The organism is Mesorhizobium waimense (assembly GCF_003601975.1).
GTDB classification, from domain to species: domain Bacteria; phylum Pseudomonadota; class Alphaproteobacteria; order Rhizobiales; family Rhizobiaceae; genus Mesorhizobium; species Mesorhizobium waimense.
The window spans coordinates 138,022-155,000 of record NZ_QZWZ01000017.1; the positions used below are offsets into that span (position 1 = coordinate 138,022).

Below are 16,979 nucleotides of genomic sequence, written 5' to 3' on the forward strand. Positions count from 1 at the left end.
GCTAGGAAGTCGGGTGCCGGGCAGAGAAAGTCAAGGCGGCATTTTCCGTCTGCTGCCAACATGGCCTCACGAGGTCGAGAGCACGACCGCGGCATGGCCCATGTCGACGCTGGCGGGGTCGATCGCTTGCATGGCCTCGCAATCGCCGATCTCTGCCATGATCCGAGCGGCCGCCGCATGAGCCTGTTCCAGGCTCTGCCAGCGCACGACATCGACCCAGCTCTGATCCTCACGCTCGGCCAGTTGACGGCTAAGAAAGCCCGGCTGTTGCGCAAGCCAGTCCGTGACCACGCCGTTGCCGGCGACAAAGCCAGCCCTGGCCCCTGGCATGAGGCGGAAGCTGACGATTTCCAGGGTCTCGGTCATCAAATTCTCCACGGTTCGAAGTTCCCGTTTTGCTTTATCGCATGGCCGGCCGATGAAAAGCTGTCAGGACGACTGCAATTGCGCCAGACCGTTCTTTCCCGTCGTCGCTTGCGAAGCTTTGCTGTTTTGGCTAAGGAGGCCGCGCATTCAGCGGCCGGCACGAGCCGGGCGCATTTTTTCGCTTTCGGCCACCGGCCGGCTTCAGTCAAAGGCATTTCGCTTCCATGGCGCGCATCGTGATGAAATTCGGCGGAACCTCCGTCGCCGACATCGCCCGCATCCGCAATGTGGCGCGTCATGTCAAACGCGAGGTCGATGCCGGCCATGAGGTAGCGGTGGTGGTCTCGGCGATGGCCGGCAAGACCAACGAACTGGTGCATTGGACGCGCGAAGCCTCGCCGATGCACGACGCGCGCGAATATGACGCCGTCGTCGCCTCCGGCGAACAGGTGACCGCCGGCCTGTTGGCGATCACACTGCAGAACATGGGCGTTCACGCCCGCTCCTGGCAGGGTTGGCAGATTCCGATCAAGACCGACAATGCGCACGGCGCAGCGCGCATTCTCGACATCGACGGCGCGTTCCTGGTCAAGCGTTTTGGCGAGGGGCAGGTGGCGGTGGTCGCCGGTTTCCAGGGCATCGGACCGGACAACCGCATCGCCACGCTTGGTCGAGGCGGCTCCGACACCAGTGCCGTCGCCATTGCGGCGGCAGTGAAGGCCGATCGCTGCGACATCTACACCGATGTCGACGGCGTCTACACCACAGATCCGCGCATCGAGCCGAAGGCGCGCCGGCTGGCCAAGATTTCCTTCGAGGAAATGCTCGAAATGGCTTCGCTTGGCGCCAAGGTGCTGCAGGTGCGCTCGGTCGAGCTTGCCATGGTGCACAGGGTGCGTACCTTCGTGCGGTCGTCCTTCGACGATCCCGACGCGCCCGGAATGGGGGATTTGCTCAATCCGCCCGGAACGCTTATTTGCGACGAGGAAGAGATCGTGGAACAGCAGGTCGTCACCGGAATTGCCTACGCCAAGGACGAGGCGCAGATTTCGCTGCGCCGCGTCGGCGACCGCCCAGGCGTTGCCGCCGGCATCTTCGGGCCGCTGGCCGAGGCCAACATCAATGTCGACATGATCGTCCAGAATATTTCCGAGGACGGCAAGTTCACCGACATGACCTTTACCGTGCCGTCCGGCGACGTCGACAAGGCGCTTGCTGTGCTGGAGCGCCTGAAGGCAACGATCGGCTACGACGTCGTGCAGTCGGAAGCCGGCATGTCGAAGGTCTCGGTCATCGGCATCGGCATGCGCAGCCATGCCGGTGTCGCGGCCACCGCCTTCAAGGCGCTGGCCGACAAGGCGATCAATATCCGGGCCATCACCACCTCCGAGATCAAGATTTCGATACTGATCGACGGTCCGTATACCGAACTTGCGGTTCGCACTTTGCATTCCGTCTACGGTCTGGATAAGCAATAGCAAGACTGAATCAGTTGTTGCGTGAGTGCCGGGCACAGCTGAAACTGCGCCGGCAAGGACTCTATTGGAGAAGAAGCCGCGATGCGTGATACGGCCAGCGGCCCGCGCGTTCTGCTGAAACGGCTCCGCGAGCTCATGCAAGAGCCGCTGGAGCCGCAGGAGCGGCTCGACCGGATCGTGCGCGACATCGCCTCCAACATGGTCGCCGAAGTGTGCTCGCTCTATGTGCTGCGCGCCGATTCGGTGCTCGAGCTCTACGCCACCGAAGGTCTGAACCCGAACGCCGTCCATTTGGCGCAATTGCGGCTGGGACAGGGCCTGGTCGGCACGATCGCGGCCAGTGCGCGGCCGCTCAACCTATCCAATGCGCAGGAACATCCGGCCTTCGCCTATCTGCCGGAGACCGGCGAAGAGATCTACAATTCCTTCCTCGGCGTGCCAGTGCTGCGGGCAGGGCGCACGCTGGGCGTTCTCGTGGTGCAGAACAAGACCATGCGCCACTACCGCGACGACGAGGTCGAGGCGCTGGAAACGACGGCGATGGTGATCGCCGAGATGATTGCCACCGGCGACCTCGCCCGACTGACCCGGCCGGGGCTGGAACTCGACCTGCGCCGCCCCGTCAGCTTCACCGGCCTGTCGTTCAACGAAGGTGTTGGGCTCGGCCATGTCGTGCTGCACGAGCCGCGCATCGTCGTCACCAATCTGTTCAACGAGGATAGCGAGGAGGAGGTCCGCAGGCTGCAGACCTCGCTCGGCTCGCTCAGGCTGTCCATCGACGACATGCTGGAGCGCCGCGAGGTCGCCTTCGAAGGCGAGCATCGCGAGGTGCTCGAAGCCTATCGCATGTTCGCCAACGACAGCGGCTGGGTGCGCCGGCTGGAAGAGGCGATCCGCAACGGGCTGACGGCGGAAGCGGCGGTCGAAAAGGTGCAGAGCGACATGCGCGCCCGTATGCTGCACATGACCGACCCCTATCTGCGCGAGCGGATGAGCGATTTCGACGACCTCGCCAACCGGCTGCTGCGCCAGCTGATGGGGCGCGGGCCGGACGACGTCGCGGCTTCGCTGCCGAAGGATGCCATCATCGTCGCCCGCTCGATGGGGGCTGCCGAACTGCTCGATTATCCCCGCGACAAGCTGCGCGGCTTGGTGTTGGAAGATGGTGCCGCGACCAGCCATGTCGTGATCGTGGCGCGCGCGATGGGCATCCCGGTCGCCGGCCAGATGAAGGGCGCCGTTTCCATGGCGGAAAACGGCGATGCCATCATCGTCGACGGCGAGGAAGGCATCATCCACCTGCGGCCACAGCCGGACCTCGAAGCCGCCTATGCCGAGAAGGTCCGCTTCCGGGCGCGCCGGCAGGAGGTCTACCGGGAACTCCGCAAGAAGCCGTCGGTGACCAAGGACGGCGTCCAGGTCGATTTGTTGATGAATGCGGGCCTTGCGGTCGACCTGCCGCAGCTCGCCGAGGCGGGTGCCGCCGGCATCGGCCTGTTCCGCACCGAACTGCAGTTCATGGTCGCCTCGACCTTCCCGCGCGCCGAGGCGCAGGAGCGGCTCTATCGCGACGTGCTCGACGCGGCGCGCGGCAAGCCGGTGACCTTCCGCACCATCGACATCGGCGGCGACAAGGTGCTGCCCTACTTCAAAGGCGCGATCCAGGAAGAGAACCCGGCGCTCGGCTGGCGGGCGATCCGCCTGACGCTCGACCGCCCCGGCCTGCTCAGGACGCAGATCCGCGCCTTGCTGAAGGCCTGCGGCGGGCGCGAATTGAAGCTGATGCTGCCGATGGTTACGGAACTCGGCGAGGTCGCGCAGGCGCGCGAGATCATCGACCGCGAGGTGCGGCATCTGTCGCGCTTTGCTCATCATTTGCCGACCAGCCTCAAACTCGGCGCGATGCTGGAAGTGCCGTCGCTGCTGTTCCAGCTCGACGAGCTGATGAAGGCGGTCGACTTCGTCTCGGTCGGCTCCAACGATCTGTTCCAGTTCGTCATGGCGGTCGATCGCGGCAACACGCAATTGTCTGACCGCTTCGATACGCTGTCGACGCCGTTCCTGCGGGTGCTGAAGCAGATCGCCGATGCCGGGGCGCGCAACCACACGCCGGTGACGCTCTGCGGCGAGCTGGCCGGCAAACCCATATCCGCAATGGCGCTGATCGGCTTGGGCTACCGCTCGATCTCGATGTCGCCGGCGTCGATCGGCCCGGTCAAGGCGATGCTGACGGAACTGCCGCTGGACGAGTTGCAGGCCTTTTTCGACGACAACCTCATGGCGCCCGCCCACGGCCTGCCGATGCGGGCGCTGCTGCAGGCGTTTGCCGACGACCGCTCCATCCCGCTATAGCATCCGCCATGATCAACCTGCCCCGCGACCGTATGGATCAAGTCGTCAAGCGTTTCGACATGCTCGAAGCGCAGATGTCGGCCGGCCCTGCGGCGGACGCCTATGTCCGCATGGCGTCGGAATATGCCGACATCCAGGAGATGGTGGCCAAGATCAGAGCGCTGCGCGCGGCGGAGCACGAACAGGCCGATCTGGAGGCGATGCTTGCCGACAAGGGCACCGACGCCGAAATGCAGGCGCTCGCCGAGGCCGACCTGCCCGAGGTCAAGGAGCGCATCGAGGCGTTGCAGAAGGACATCCAGATCCTGCTTTTGCCCAAGGATGCGGCCGACGAGAAGAATGCCATCCTCGAAATCCGCGCCGGCACCGGCGGCGACGAGGCAGCACTCTTCGCCGGCGACCTTTTTCGCATGTATGAGCGCTATGCAGCGTCGCGCGGCTGGCGTTTCGAGGTGGCTTCGGCCAGCGATGGCGAGGTCGGCGGTTACAAGGAAATCATCGCCACCGTCTCGGGCAAGGGCGTGTTCGCGCATTTGAAATTCGAGTCCGGCGTGCACCGCGTGCAGCGCGTACCGACGACCGAGGCCGGCGGGCGCATCCACACCTCGGCGGCAACCGTTGCCGTGCTGCCGGAAGCCGAAGAGGTCGATATCGAGATCCGCGCCGAAGACATCCGCATCGACACGATGCGCGCCTCGGGCTCAGGCGGCCAGCACGTCAACACCACCGATTCGGCCGTGCGCATCACCCATCTGCCGACCGGCATCATGGTGGTGCAGGCGGAAAAGTCGCAGCACCAGAACCGGGCTCGCGCCATGCAGATCCTGCGGGCCAGGCTCTACGACCTCGAACGCGGCAAGGCCGACGAGGAACGTTCGGAATCGCGCAAATCGCAAGTCGGGTCGGGCGACCGTTCGGAGCGCATCCGCACCTACAATTTCCCGCAGGGGCGCCTCACCGACCATCGCATCAACCTGACGCTCTACAAGCTCGACCGGGTGATGATGGGTGAGCTCGACGAGGTCATCGACGCGCTGATCGCCGACCACCAGTCGAAGCTGCTCGCCGATATGGGCGTCGATGGCTGACAGTTTGCCCGGGACGCTCGGGCCGCTGCTGCGGGCGGCGCGCGACCGTCTTGCCGCCGCCGGCGTGGGCGATCCGGCGCTGGATGCCAGGCTGATCGTCGAGCATTTTTCCGGCACGAGCCGCACGCAGGCCATCGCCGATCCCCAGCAAGCCGTCGAGGCGAATACGATGGCCGCAATCGGTGCAGCGCTGGACCGGCGTATCTTGGGTGAGCCAGTGCATCGCATCCTCGGCTACCGCGATTTCTACGGCCTGCGCTTCGAGCTTTCGCCGGAAACGCTGGAGCCGCGGCCAGATACCGAAACGCTGGTCGAGGCGGTTCTGCCCTTTGTCGGGGCAACAGTGGAGCGACAAGGCGAATGCCGGATCCTCGATCTCGGCACCGGCACCGGCGCCATTGCGCTGGCGTTACTCAGCGCCGTTGCCGGCGCGGTCGCCACCGGCGTCGACCTCTCGGAAGAGGCCCTGGCAACCGCCAGGCGCAATGCCCAGAAGTTGGGCCTTGCCGACCGGTTCGAGACGCTCCGATCCGACTGGTTCGTAAAAGTTTCGGGCCGGTACCATGTAATTGCCTCAAACCCGCCCTATATACCAAGCCAAGACATTGGAAATCTGCAGGACGAGGTCCGAGATTTCGATCCGCTTTTGGCCCTGGATGGTGGCGCGGACGGTGTTGGCCCCTACAGGATCATCGCCGCGGAGGCCGCAAGGTTTCTGGAAGTTCAAGGCAAGGTTGCGGTCGAGATCGGCCACACGCAGCGCAATGAGGTTACGGCGATATTCATGACAGCCGGCTATAGTCTGGCCGGGGCGTTTCACGACCTTGGTGGAAACGACAGAGTTCTGGTGTTTGAACGGACAAAGCCTGATGCAGTGCAAAAAGGGCTTGGCAATGCCGGGGAATGCGGCTAGGGTCGCCTTAACCGGATGAGACGAAGCAGGCAGTGCTCTTAGCGATTCGGTTTTCCTTGGAAATAGCTGCCTTCTTGCGCAAACGACGCCCAAGCTTCGTGCGGGAATCGTCCGGCAAGTGATGTAACCGGAACAGGATGGCACGTGGCGCCAACGCAATTGATGCGGGCGAACGCCGGTGAAGAAACGAAACGGCTGGCTGCATGAGCGCCTCCGTTCGTGAAGAGTTTTCGAAAATTTCACACTGATAGAGAGTCGAATGAGGCCACAACAGCAGAACAGGCGCATGCGCGGTCGCAACAACAATGGCGGCGGCGGTGGCAACAATAATAACAACAACAACAACCGCAAGGGTCCCAATCCCCTGACGCGCAACTACGAGAGCAACGGCCCGGATGTGAAGATCCGCGGATCGGCTCAGCAGATTGCCGAGAAATACGCCACACTCGCCCGCGACGCGCAAAGCTCCGGCGATCGGGTCATGGCGGAGAACTATCTGCAGCACGCCGAACACTACAATCGCATCATTGCCGCCGCCCAGGCGCAGATGCCGATCCAGAACGTCCAGCAGAACCGCGACGATTTCGACGATGACGGCGACGAAGACCGTGATGAGTTCGACAATGCTGGCAACGGCGGCAACAATGTCGGCGACAACCAGACGGTCAGCCACGGCGGCGGCCCACAGCCGGTGATCGAGGGCACGCCGGCCGAAGTGGCTTTCAACCAGGAAAGCGGCCGCGACAATCGCAACAACCGCGACAACAGTGGTCGCGACAATGGCGGCCGCGACAATGGCGGGCGCCATCGTGACCGCCGCCCCAGTGGTGGCTACGGCCAGAATGGTCAGCGCGGCGAGCAGGGCGGCCAGCGCTTCGACCAGAACCGCTCCAGCGAGACGCCGGTGCAGGCGGAAGCCGTTTCCCAGACCGAAACCGGCTTCGCGCCCCAGGCCGAAACCGGCTTCGCGCCCCAGGCCGAAACTAGTTTCGTGCCCCAGGCTGAACCCACCTTCACCGCGCCGGCAGATCCGGCTTTTTCGGCCGAGACCGCGCCGTTGTTCGACAGTTTTTCGCCGGCCGGTCTTGCCGCCCAGGCGGAGCGCAACGAAGCTGCCGCCGACAGTGGCGCACGCCGTCCGCGGCGCCCGCGCCGTCCGCGCACCACTGCCGACCAGGCAGACAATCAGGCCGATGGCGGCAGCGACAATGCCGGTGGCAATGAGGTGAGTGCGGCGCCGGCCGAAGGTAACGCCAACGACCCGGTCATTGTCGACGTCGACAACTGATCGAATCCAGTTCGGACAGGGCTTCCAGGCCCATTGAACGGTGGAGAGAAATCTCCGCCGTTTTTGTTTACGCGGCGGTGGAATAATATGCGTTGCCAGCCACCTGGACGTCTTGAGTGCCCATTGCCGCTGCACCATATCTCGCCTGAACAGGATCCGGCCCGGATGGGCGGCTCCGTCACCGCAATCTGATCCGGTGCCGCAAAGCGGGCCGGTGATGGAAGGAGACAGATATGAACCTTGAGAAATACTCAGAGCGCGTCCGCGGTTTCATCCAGTCCGCGCAGACCATGGCGCTCTCGCGCAATCATCAGCAATTCACCCCCGAACATATGCTCAAAGTGCTCGTCGATGACGACGAGGGCCTGGCCGCCTCGTTGATAGAGCGCGCCGGCGGCAATATCCGCGACGTCAAGCTCGGCGTCGAATCGGCACTCGATGCAATACCCAAGGTGGACGGCGGCAATGGGCAGCTCTATCTGGCGCAGCCTTTGGCCAAGGTGTTCTCGACCGCCGAAGAGCTGGCCAAGAAGGCCGGCGACAGCTTCGTCACCGTCGAACGCCTGTTGCAGGCGCTTGCCATGGAGAAGTCGGCCAAGAGCGCCGACATTCTGAGCAAGGCGGGCGTGACCCCGCAGGCGCTGAACCAGGTCATCAACGAGGTCCGCAAAGGCCGCACGGCCGATTCGGCGAGCGCCGAGCAGGGTTACGATGCGTTGAAGAAGTATGCGCGCGACCTGACCGCGGACGCTCGCGCCGGCAAGCTCGACCCGGTCATCGGCCGCGACGACGAGATCAGGCGCACCATCCAGGTGCTATCGCGCCGCACCAAGAACAATCCGGTACTGATCGGCGAGCCGGGCGTCGGCAAGACGGCGATCGCCGAGGGCCTGGCGCTGCGCATCGTCAATGGCGACGTGCCGGAATCGCTGAAGGACAAGCAGCTGATGGCGCTCGACATGGGCGCGCTGATTGCCGGCGCCAAATATCGCGGCGAATTTGAAGAGCGGCTGAAGGCCGTGCTCAACGAGGTGACCGCGGCGGCTGGCGGCATCATCCTGTTCATCGACGAGATGCACACGCTGGTCGGCGCCGGCAAGGCTGATGGCGCCATGGATGCGTCGAACCTCCTGAAGCCGGCGCTGGCGCGCGGCGAACTGCACTGCGTCGGCGCAACCACGCTCGACGAATACAGGAAGCATGTCGAGAAGGATGCGGCCCTTGCCCGCCGCTTCCAGCCGGTGTTCGTCAACGAGCCGACGGTCGAGGACACCGTTTCGATCCTGCGCGGCCTGAAGGAGAAATACGAGCAGCACCACAAGGTGCGCATCTCCGATTCGGCGCTGGTCGCCGCGGCTACGCTGTCCAACCGCTACATCGCCGACCGCTTCCTGCCGGACAAGGCGATCGATCTTGTCGACGAGGCTGCGTCGCGACTGAGGATGCAGGTCGATTCCAAGCCCGAGGCGCTGGACGAGGTCGACCGCCGCATCATGCAGCTCAAGATCGAGCGCGAGGCGTTGAAGGTCGAGAAGGACGACGCGTCGAAGGACCGGCTCGCCCGTCTCGAAAAAGAGCTTGCGGACCTGGAAGAGGAATCGACCGGGCTGACCTCGAAGTGGCAGGCCGAGAAACAAAAACTCGGGCTCGCCGCCGATCTCAAGAAGCAGCTCGACGAGGCGCGCAACGAGCTGGCCATTGCTCAGCGCAAGGGTGAATTCCAGCGCGCCGGCGAGCTTGCCTATGGCCGCATCCCCGAGCTGGAGAAGAAGCTGAAGGAGGCTGAGGCGCAGGACGGTAAGGTCGGTATGGTCGAAGAGGTGGTCACCCCTGATCACGTCGCCCATATCGTGTCGCGCTGGACCGGCATTCCGGTCGACAAGATGCTGGAAGGCGAGCGCGACAAGCTGCTGCGCATGGAAGACGAGATCGGCAAGCGTGTTGTCGGCCAGGGCGAGGCGGTGCAGGCCGTGTCGAAAGCCGTGCGCCGTGCCCGTGCCGGGCTGCAGGATCCGAACCGGCCGATCGGCTCGTTCATGTTCCTCGGACCGACAGGCGTCGGCAAGACCGAGCTGACCAAGGCGCTGGCCAACTTCCTGTTCGATGACGAGAGCGCCATGGTGCGCATCGATATGTCGGAGTTCATGGAGAAGCACTCGGTCGCCCGGCTGATCGGCGCGCCTCCCGGCTATGTCGGCTATGAGGAAGGCGGAGCGCTGACCGAAGCGGTGCGGCGCCGGCCCTACCAGGTCGTGCTGTTCGACGAGATCGAGAAGGCGCATCCGGATGTCTTCAACGTGCTGTTGCAAGTGCTCGACGACGGGCGGCTCACCGACGGGCAGGGCCGCACGGTCGATTTCCGCAACACGCTGATCATCATGACGTCGAACCTCGGCGCCGAATATCTGGTCAGCCTCGGCGAGGACCAGGACGTTGATGCCGTGCGCGACGAGGTGATGGGCGTCGTCAGGGCATCGTTCCGGCCGGAGTTCCTCAACCGCGTTGACGAGGTGATCCTGTTCCACCGGCTGCGCCGGCAGGATATGGGCCGCATCGTCGAGATCCAGCTCAAGCGGCTGGAGAACCTGCTTGTCGATCGCAAGATCACGCTGGCGCTGGACCAGGAGGCGATCGACTGGCTGGCGGCCAAGGGTTACGACCCGGCCTATGGTGCACGGCCGCTGAAGCGGGTGATGCAGAAGGAACTGCAGGATTCGCTCGCGGAAAAGATCCTGCTCGGCGAGATCCTCGACGGCTCGACGGTCAAGGTCACCGCCGGTTCGGATCGGTTGAATTTCCGTTCGAAGCCGACGGTGGTGGCGACCGAAGCGGCGGCCTGATCTCAGGCCGGCTTACCTGAACAGAGCGGCGAAGCCCGGATCGGGATAGCCTTCGCCGCTTTCTTCTTGTCTGAAGTAACTTCTTTGTTTGAGATGGCGGGGCGCGCATGACGCTGGACGACTACAACGGCTTCTGCGCCTCGCTGCCTCAGACGACCCATGTCGTCCAGTGGGGCAGCGCCCATGTCTGGAAGGTCGGCGGCAAGGTCTTTGCGATCGGCGGCTGGAACGATGGCGGGCAGCTTTTCGTCACTTTCAAATGCTCTGAAATCGCCTATGACGTGCTGAAGGAGCAGCCGGGCCTTCGGCCGGCGCCTTACCTCGCCTCGCGCGGCATGAAATGGATCCAGCGTCAGACAAGTCAGAGCATGGATGATGCGGCACTGAAGGACTATCTCGGCGAGAGCCATCGCCTCGTTGTCCTCAAGCTGACGAAACAGACACGCAAGGAACTTGGCCTGTAGCCGCCGGAAATCCGCCATCTTCATGCCCGGTTCATGTTGGAACCTTAAGATTGGTAAATGGTTTGCTGGCGAAGGGGTTCGCCGTAAGGGACAGTGCCGGGCGGCGGCAATTACGGACCGGAGAGTTTGGCAACAATGCTGCGCACCATCTTCTGCCTTTCGGCACTCGCCGCCGGACTGGTGTCTTCCGGCGTGTTCGCCGCGCCGAGTGAGGAAGGAGCACAAACCCGCACCGCCGCAACCGGCGGGATCCTTCTCGCCCAGGACGGCAATCTCGACATCTACTACGACGCCAGGGGCAACCGCGTCATCGTCGATGCCGACACCGGCAAGGTCATCGCCATCCAGCCGCCGCAGACCAGGCTCGACCGCCGTGCGCTGCGCCGCCAGTTGCGGATGCAGCAGCTCGGGCGCGCGCCGGTCGAGGACGAGGATCGCTACTATCTCGACGATCCCGAGGACATGGCCCGCTTCCGCCGCAAGCAGCTGGAAGAGGAAGGCACCGTCATCCCGCCGCCGGTCGACGAAAACGATCCCTATGGCGACAATTCGGATCAGGTCTTTCCGGACGCGCCCCGGGACGAGGGGACCTATGGCAACACCTATCCGGACGAGCCCCAGCCTGACCAGCCGGACGGCATCAAGCGCCAGCCGCTCGACGAGGCCTCGATAGATCCGGCCGAACCGGCGACACCCGGCGACGAGGCAGCCCTGCCGCCGAAGGTTGACGGCAAGACGGTCGTCGATCCGTCGCTTTCGCTCGGCACACGTCAGGATGTGGCGGCATTGCAGGTGCTGCTCGATCGTGCCGGCGCTTCGCCAGGCGTCATCGACGGGCGATTCGGCTCCAATGTCGATAAGGCTGTAGCCGCCTACAACGAGATCACCGGCAGCAATCTCAAGTCGACCGATGCGGTCGGCATCCAGGCAGCACTGGCGCAATCCGGCGGTGATGCTTTCGCCAACTACACGATCACGGCCGAGGATGCGGCCGGCCCCTATGTCGCCTCGATACCGGAAGACTACAGCCAGAAGGCGCAGCTCGACCGCATGGGCTACACCTCGGTGACAGAAGCGCTGGCGGAGCGCTTCCACATGGACGAGAATTATCTCAAGGCGCTCAATCCGGAGGCCAACTTCGGCCGCCCGGGCACCATCATCAAGGTCGCCAATTTCGGCAGGCTGGTGTCGACGCCGGTTGCCCGCATCGTTGCCGACAAGGCCAAGAAAGAAGTGTTTGCCTATGATGCGGGAGGCAAGCTGGTCGCGGCCTATCCGGCCACGATCGGTTCGTCGGACACGCCGTCGCCCTCCGGCATTCATACGGTGTCGCGGGTCGCGCTCGATCCCAATTACACCTATAATCCGAGCATCAATTTCAAGCAGGGCCAGAACGACAAGGTCCTGACCATCCCGCCGGGCCCGAACGGCCCGGTCGGCTCGGTATGGATCGCGCTGGACAAGCCGACCTACGGCATCCACGGCACGCCCGACCCGTCCAAGATCGGCAAGACCGAAAGCCATGGCTGCGTGCGCCTGACCAACTGGGACGCGCGCGAGCTGGCCAAGATCGTCTCGCCGGGCGTCACGGTGGAGTTCGTCGGCGGATCTTCAGCCGATGACCTTGCGCAGCAGTGAGCCGCGCAGCGCTGTAGCGTAGGTCAGCTGCACCACCAGGATGAAACCGACGCTGAGCAAGGGGCTGATCAGGCAGAATGTTGCGCCGATCGCCCACAGGATTTGCGCCTTGACGATGCGCTGGTAGACCGTGCGGGTCGTTTCCGCATCGACGTCTTCGGCCAGAAAGCCGTTTTTCACCGCATAGCGCCAGCTTGCGAACAGCGTCGCGCCGAGCAGCAGCAGATTGAGCCAGTAGACGAGTACCGCTGTCCGAAATTCGAGGAAGTCAGCCAGAAGGTCGGTCGAGAACGGCAGCAAGGCGATGAAGGCGAGAAAGCAGAGATTGAGAGTCGCAAGCCGCCTGTCGGATCTGGAGATCAGCCCGTGCTGCGCCTGCTGGCCGAACCAGAAGATGGTGAGCGTCAGGAAGCTCAGCGCATAGGTCAGAAAGCGCGGCGCCAGCGCAGCGATGGCGGAAAGCAGTTCCACCTCGGAGTGGACCGCCTCATGCGCCGGCACACTGATTTCCAGAACGATGAGGGTGAGCGCGATGGCAAAGACGCCGTCGGTGATGCCGACGACGCGCCCGCGTGCCTCAGCCGACGGTTCGAGCGGTCGTTTCATCAGGCTTCCCCTTTGCTTGCGGTTGGCCGTAAGACTTAACACGACATCCGGCCATTGCACGCCAGTCGGACCGAGCCTGCCCATTCGGGCAGGGTCGTGGCTGGTTTCAACGAGAACGGCCCGCTGGCCGGTTGTTGCGGCCGGACCGGAGGTCTAAGCAAGCCCTTATGAAGTCGCCAAGCGAAGCTGCCGCCATCCCCCTGACGGGCGCCATTGCAAACGCAACGTTCTGTCCGCAATCGCGGCGCAGGTTCGTGCTGATCGCCGCGATCCTGGCGTCGGCGCTCGGCTTCATCGACGGCTCGATCCTGGCCATCGCCACGCCGGCGATACGCGTCGATCTCGGTGCCAGCCTCGCCGAGGCACAATGGATTTCCAACGCCTACGCACTGACGCTTTCGGCGCTGATCCTTGCCGGCGGTGCGGCGGGCGACCGATTCGGCCTTCGGCTCGCCTTCGTCGTCGGCATCGCCCTGTTCATAGCCGCGTCTCTCGCCTGCGCGGTGGCGCCCAATGCCGGCGTGCTGATTGCGTTTCGCGCCCTGCAAGGTATCGGCGCCGCGATCATGGTGCCGGGCAGTCTCGCCATCATCGCCAAAGCCTATCCGAAAAAGGAGCGCGGCCGGGCGATCGGCATCTGGGCGGCGGCCTCGGCACTGACGACGGCGCTTGGCCCGGTGCTGGGCGGACTGGTGCTTTCGACCTTCGGCAACGGCATCTGGCGGGCGATCTTCGCCATCAACCTGCCGCTCGGGCTGCTCTCGATCTATCTTCTCCTGGCCAAGATTCCCGCCGATGCGCCGACGGAGAAGCGTAGCCTCGATCTCGGGGGTGCCGCACTGGCAACGCTTGCCTTCGGATCGCTGGCCTACGGGCTGACGTCGATGAGCGCCGAAGGCGGTGGCCACATGTCAGGTCCAAGCATTGCCGCCGGCGTCGTGCTGCTCGTCGTCTTCATCGCCTTCGAACTGCGTCAGCGCGAGCCGATGATCGATCTCAAGCTGTTTCGGATCGGCGCTTTTGCCGGCGCCAATGTCGCGACCTTCTTCCTTTATTTCGCTCTGTCGGCCAATCTGTTCTACCTGCCGATGCTGCTGATTGCCGGCTGGGGGCTGAGCACGGCCGAGGTCGGCTTCATCTTCCTGCCACTGTCGGCGTTGATCGCGCTGTTGTCGGGGCCGGTCGGCCAGTGGTCCGACCGCATCGGTCCGCGCTTTCCGATCGCCAGCGGCAGCCTGGTCGTCGCTTTTGCCTTTGCCGGGCTTGCGTTGCTCGCTCATGCCGGCATCCACAATTTCTGGACCGGGGTATTTCCGCTGATGGCGCTGATGGGGCTCGGCATGGCGCTGGTCGTGTCGCCGCTGTCGACCGCGATCATGACGGCGGTCGAGGACAAGGACACCGGTGCGGCCTCGGGGATCAACAATGCCGTCTCGCGCATCGGCGGCCTGATCGCGGTGGCGGCGATGGGATCGCTCGCGGCCTGGGTTTATTCGACGATGCTGGACACCAGCGTCAGGCCGGGCATTCCCGGTTTCGGCGAACCGGTATCGGCAGGGCTGGCGCCCGAACTCGATGCAACGCGGCTCGCCGCCAGCGATGCGGCCTTCGCGGCCGTCGCCTGGGTCACCGCGCTGCTCTGCCTGCTTTCGGCGGTCATTGCCTGGATGACTGTTTCGGGACGGTCACTGCCCTGGTCGCGCGGCACGGATGGTTCGCCGGACTGATTCGGCGCGGAATCGATTCGGGGCGAGGGGTTACCCTTCAACCTTGGCGCTGGCGACCTTCAGCGAATCGTTGTCTTCCTGCTTGAGCAGGTCGTCGATGCGTTCGCGCTCACGCTTGAAGGCAACGAGGTCGTCGCCTTTCAGCACCTTGCCGACCGGCAGGCGGACGCGCATCGGATCGACCTTGGTACCGTTGACGATCAGCTCGTAATGAAGATGCGGGCCGGTGGCGAGGCCGGTCTGGCCGAGAAAGCCGATGGTCTGGCCCTGGCGGACATGGACGCCCGGCTCCATGCCTTTGGCAAAGGCGCTTTGGTGATTGTAGGACGTCTCGTAGCCATTGGCGTGGCGGATGATGATCTGCTTGCCATAGCCACCGGCCCAGCCGGCCTTCTCGATGACGCCGTTGCCGGCGGCTATGATCGGCGTGCCGATCGGGGCTGCCCAGTCGACGCCGGTATGCATGCGGACATAACCGAGGATCGGGTGGCGCCGGGCGCCGAAGCCGGAGCGGAATTTCCCGGCCGGCAGCGGATTACGCAACAGGAACTGCTGTGCGCTCGAGCCGTCCTGATCGAAATAGTCGCTGCTGCCGTCCTGCATCTGGAAGCGGTAGAAATTGCGCGTCTGTCCGCCGAAGGTCGCCGAGACGTAGAGCAGTTGGGACTCGTCGGAAGCCTGGTCGTCGCCGTCCGGTTGGGAAAACAGGACGTCGATACGGTCCGAGGGGCTCAGCCGCGACTGGAAGTCGACACCGGAGGCCAGCAGCCGGACCAGCCGCTGGGTCAGCTTCTTCGACATGCCGTAGGAATAGGCCGCACGGTAGATGCCGTCATAGACGTTCGGCAGGTTGCCGCGCACCACCACCGGCGGCGAATCATCGAATGCCGTCAACAATTCGGGATTGGGTTCGGGCTCCTGCGCCGGCACATACTGGCCGCGATCGTCGAGCGCGATGGTGACGATGTGCTGGGTCCGGTCGTAAACGCTGGTGCGAACCACCTTGGCCGCGTCGCCATGGATCTCGAGCCCGACGCGCAGCACGGTTCCGGCCTTCAGCGCCGGCGCGTTCAAGAGCTTGCCGATCGCCTCGGCCATGCCGGTGGCGTCCGGGCCGGTATAGCCCGAATCGGCGAAGGCTTCGGTAATGTCGAGATCCTTGGTGAAGGGGATGATTTCCTCGGCGAATGCCGGCGCCTGGTCGTCCGCGACGACGCGCGGCGACACGGAGACGTTCTCCGGCACGATCTTGACGTCATAGGACCCGGCCATCGATTCGGCGAAGGCGTCGCCGAATCGCTGCGGGTCGACATAATGCAGCGAGGCAACCTGAATGGCGCCGTCGCTGAGGTCCGTGCCGGCCTCGCGCACCACCTTTTCCACCTCGTCGGCGGAGAGGTCGCTCTTTTCGTCGAAGGATGCCGTCTCGATCGGGAAATCGATCGTCTTCAGGCTCATTTCGCTTTCGACCTTGGCGCCATAGATCTGACCGGCGGTGGCGGCCGCGGTCGCCGGCTGGCCGGCATTGTCGTCGCCGTCGTCGCCGAACACCTGCATCGGGTCGAAAGGCGGGTAGGAGCGGTTGGTCGTGTGGCCGGCGGCTAGCGCCATCTTGATCTGCACGAAGGGCATGGTGTGGATAACGTCGCGGTCGCCGACCTTGGTCACCATCGACACTTCCATGCGCCGGCGGTCCTTGGCCTTGGCAATCTGGCGCAGCGCCACCAGCCTGGTCGTCTTGGCGACTTCGCCTGAATCGCCGCCGTTTCCGAGCTGAGCCAGTTCGGCGATCTCGGGTGGCGTCGCCAATTGCTGGCGCCCGTCCAGCGCCGCGAACAGCGCCACGCCCATCAGCACGCTCGAGGTCACGCCGGTAAGAAAGGTGCCAGACAGCCAACGCGCCGAAACCTCGCGCCGGTCGGGCGGGCCGCTACGGCCATCCGCGATCAGCGGCGGCTCATTGCCGAGTTCGGCTATGACATCTTCCGTATCAGGCATCCAGAAAGGCTGCTTCTTCCCCGGGCGGAACGGCTTGTCGTTTTTGTTGTGCGCATGACATTTGCCTGTCACGGCGGTTTAAGTCAACGAAACGCCCAGCCTTGGCCGAAATCCCCAACCACGCGTCTCTCTTATAGTGGTCTTCCCACAGTCTCTTATAAGGGGGCGTCTCGCGGGGTGCGCAGGCGCCTCACTCGTTGGCTTTGATGTCGATCCGCAAT

General features: G+C 64.1%; 12 protein-coding genes. 9 read left to right on the plus strand and 3 right to left on the minus strand.

The features are described from left to right. Positions 1-66 precede the first annotated feature (66 nt). Complete coding sequence (locus D3227_RS21950; protein ID WP_120016381.1) at positions 67-366, minus strand: hypothetical protein; 300 nt, start codon at positions 364-366, stop codon at positions 67-69. 224 nt (positions 367-590) lie between these two features. Here D3227_RS21950 and D3227_RS21955 point away from each other — a divergent pair, with 224 nt between their 5' ends. The 8 genes from D3227_RS21955 to D3227_RS21990 all read left to right on the plus strand — a co-directional run bounded on the left by D3227_RS21955 (position 591) and on the right by D3227_RS21990 (position 12,427). Beyond that, positions 591-1,844 (plus strand): aspartate kinase, encoded by a 1,254-nt coding sequence (locus D3227_RS21955; protein ID WP_120016382.1) that lies wholly within the window; start codon positions 591-593, stop codon positions 1,842-1,844. Between the two features lie 81 nt (positions 1,845-1,925). Continuing rightward, entirely contained in the window at positions 1,926-4,196 is a 2,271-nt protein-coding gene (ptsP, locus tag D3227_RS21960) for a phosphoenolpyruvate--protein phosphotransferase (protein ID WP_120016383.1), read from the plus strand. Between the two features lie 8 nt (positions 4,197-4,204). Next, positions 4,205-5,284, plus strand: a complete 1,080-nt coding sequence (gene prfA, locus D3227_RS21965) for a peptide chain release factor 1 (protein WP_120016384.1) — start codon at positions 4,205-4,207, stop codon at positions 5,282-5,284. Further along, a complete protein-coding gene (prmC, locus tag D3227_RS21970) occupies positions 5,277-6,197 on the plus strand; it encodes a peptide chain release factor N(5)-glutamine methyltransferase (RefSeq protein ID WP_120016385.1) in 921 nt (306 codons plus the stop codon). The genes prfA and prmC overlap by 8 nt, the downstream gene beginning before the upstream one ends. Before the next feature lie 286 nt (positions 6,198-6,483). Beyond that, positions 6,484-7,485 (plus strand): DUF4167 domain-containing protein, encoded by a 1,002-nt coding sequence (locus D3227_RS21975; protein ID WP_245451830.1) that lies wholly within the window; start codon positions 6,484-6,486, stop codon positions 7,483-7,485. A 233-nt stretch (positions 7,486-7,718) separates the two neighbouring features. Next, positions 7,719-10,325 carry an ATP-dependent chaperone ClpB gene (gene clpB / locus D3227_RS21980; RefSeq protein ID WP_120016387.1) on the plus strand — a complete coding sequence of 869 codons (2,607 nt, stop codon included), beginning with the start codon at positions 7,719-7,721 and terminating at the stop codon, positions 10,323-10,325. A 107-nt stretch (positions 10,326-10,432) separates the two neighbouring features. After that, positions 10,433-10,789, plus strand: a complete 357-nt coding sequence (locus D3227_RS21985) for an MmcQ/YjbR family DNA-binding protein (protein ID WP_120016388.1) — start codon at positions 10,433-10,435, stop codon at positions 10,787-10,789. 135 nt (positions 10,790-10,924) lie between these two features. Continuing rightward, positions 10,925-12,427, plus strand: coding sequence for a L,D-transpeptidase family protein (locus D3227_RS21990; RefSeq protein WP_120016389.1), 1,503 nt, complete (start codon positions 10,925-10,927; stop codon positions 12,425-12,427). Here the strand turns inward: D3227_RS21990 and D3227_RS21995 are convergent. Next, positions 12,401-13,033, minus strand: a complete 633-nt coding sequence (locus D3227_RS21995) for a TMEM175 family protein (RefSeq protein ID WP_120016411.1) — start codon at positions 13,031-13,033, stop codon at positions 12,401-12,403. The genes D3227_RS21990 and D3227_RS21995 overlap by 27 nt on opposite strands. A gap of 167 nt (positions 13,034-13,200) precedes the next feature. On the opposite strand from D3227_RS21995, the gene D3227_RS22000 reads away from it, so the two are divergent. Next, positions 13,201-14,760, plus strand: coding sequence for an MFS transporter (locus tag D3227_RS22000; protein WP_120016390.1), 1,560 nt, complete (start codon positions 13,201-13,203; stop codon positions 14,758-14,760). 30 nt (positions 14,761-14,790) lie between these two features. Here D3227_RS22000 and D3227_RS22005 read toward each other — a convergent pair whose 3' ends face one another. Next, entirely contained in the window at positions 14,791-16,758 is a 1,968-nt protein-coding gene (locus D3227_RS22005) for a M23 family metallopeptidase (protein WP_167480794.1), read from the minus strand. Positions 16,759-16,979 lie beyond the last annotated feature (221 nt).

What these genes read in the sequence shown, in the direction of transcription:
- D3227_RS21995 (WP_120016411.1), bottom strand. Translation starts at nt 13,033, where the DNA reads ATGAAACGACCGCTCGAACCGTCGGCTGAGGCACGCGGGCGCGTCGTC.
- D3227_RS21985 (WP_120016388.1), top strand. Translation starts at nt 10,433, where the DNA reads ATGACGCTGGACGACTACAACGGCTTCTGCGCCTCGCTGCCTCAGACG.
- prmC (WP_120016385.1), top strand. Translation starts at nt 5,277, where the DNA reads ATGGCTGACAGTTTGCCCGGGACGCTCGGGCCGCTGCTGCGGGCGGCG.
- clpB (WP_120016387.1), top strand. Translation starts at nt 7,719, where the DNA reads ATGAACCTTGAGAAATACTCAGAGCGCGTCCGCGGTTTCATCCAGTCC.
- ptsP (WP_120016383.1), top strand. Translation starts at nt 1,926, where the DNA reads ATGCGTGATACGGCCAGCGGCCCGCGCGTTCTGCTGAAACGGCTCCGC.
- D3227_RS21955 (WP_120016382.1), top strand. Translation starts at nt 591, where the DNA reads ATGGCGCGCATCGTGATGAAATTCGGCGGAACCTCCGTCGCCGACATC.
- D3227_RS22005 (WP_167480794.1), bottom strand. Translation starts at nt 16,758, where the DNA reads ATGCCTGATACGGAAGATGTCATAGCCGAACTCGGCAATGAGCCGCCG.
- D3227_RS21950 (WP_120016381.1), bottom strand. Translation starts at nt 366, where the DNA reads ATGACCGAGACCCTGGAAATCGTCAGCTTCCGCCTCATGCCAGGGGCC.
- D3227_RS22000 (WP_120016390.1), top strand. Translation starts at nt 13,201, where the DNA reads ATGAAGTCGCCAAGCGAAGCTGCCGCCATCCCCCTGACGGGCGCCATT.
- D3227_RS21975 (WP_245451830.1), top strand. Translation starts at nt 6,484, where the DNA reads ATGCGCGGTCGCAACAACAATGGCGGCGGCGGTGGCAACAATAATAAC.
- prfA (WP_120016384.1), top strand. Translation starts at nt 4,205, where the DNA reads ATGATCAACCTGCCCCGCGACCGTATGGATCAAGTCGTCAAGCGTTTC.
- D3227_RS21990 (WP_120016389.1), top strand. Translation starts at nt 10,925, where the DNA reads ATGCTGCGCACCATCTTCTGCCTTTCGGCACTCGCCGCCGGACTGGTG.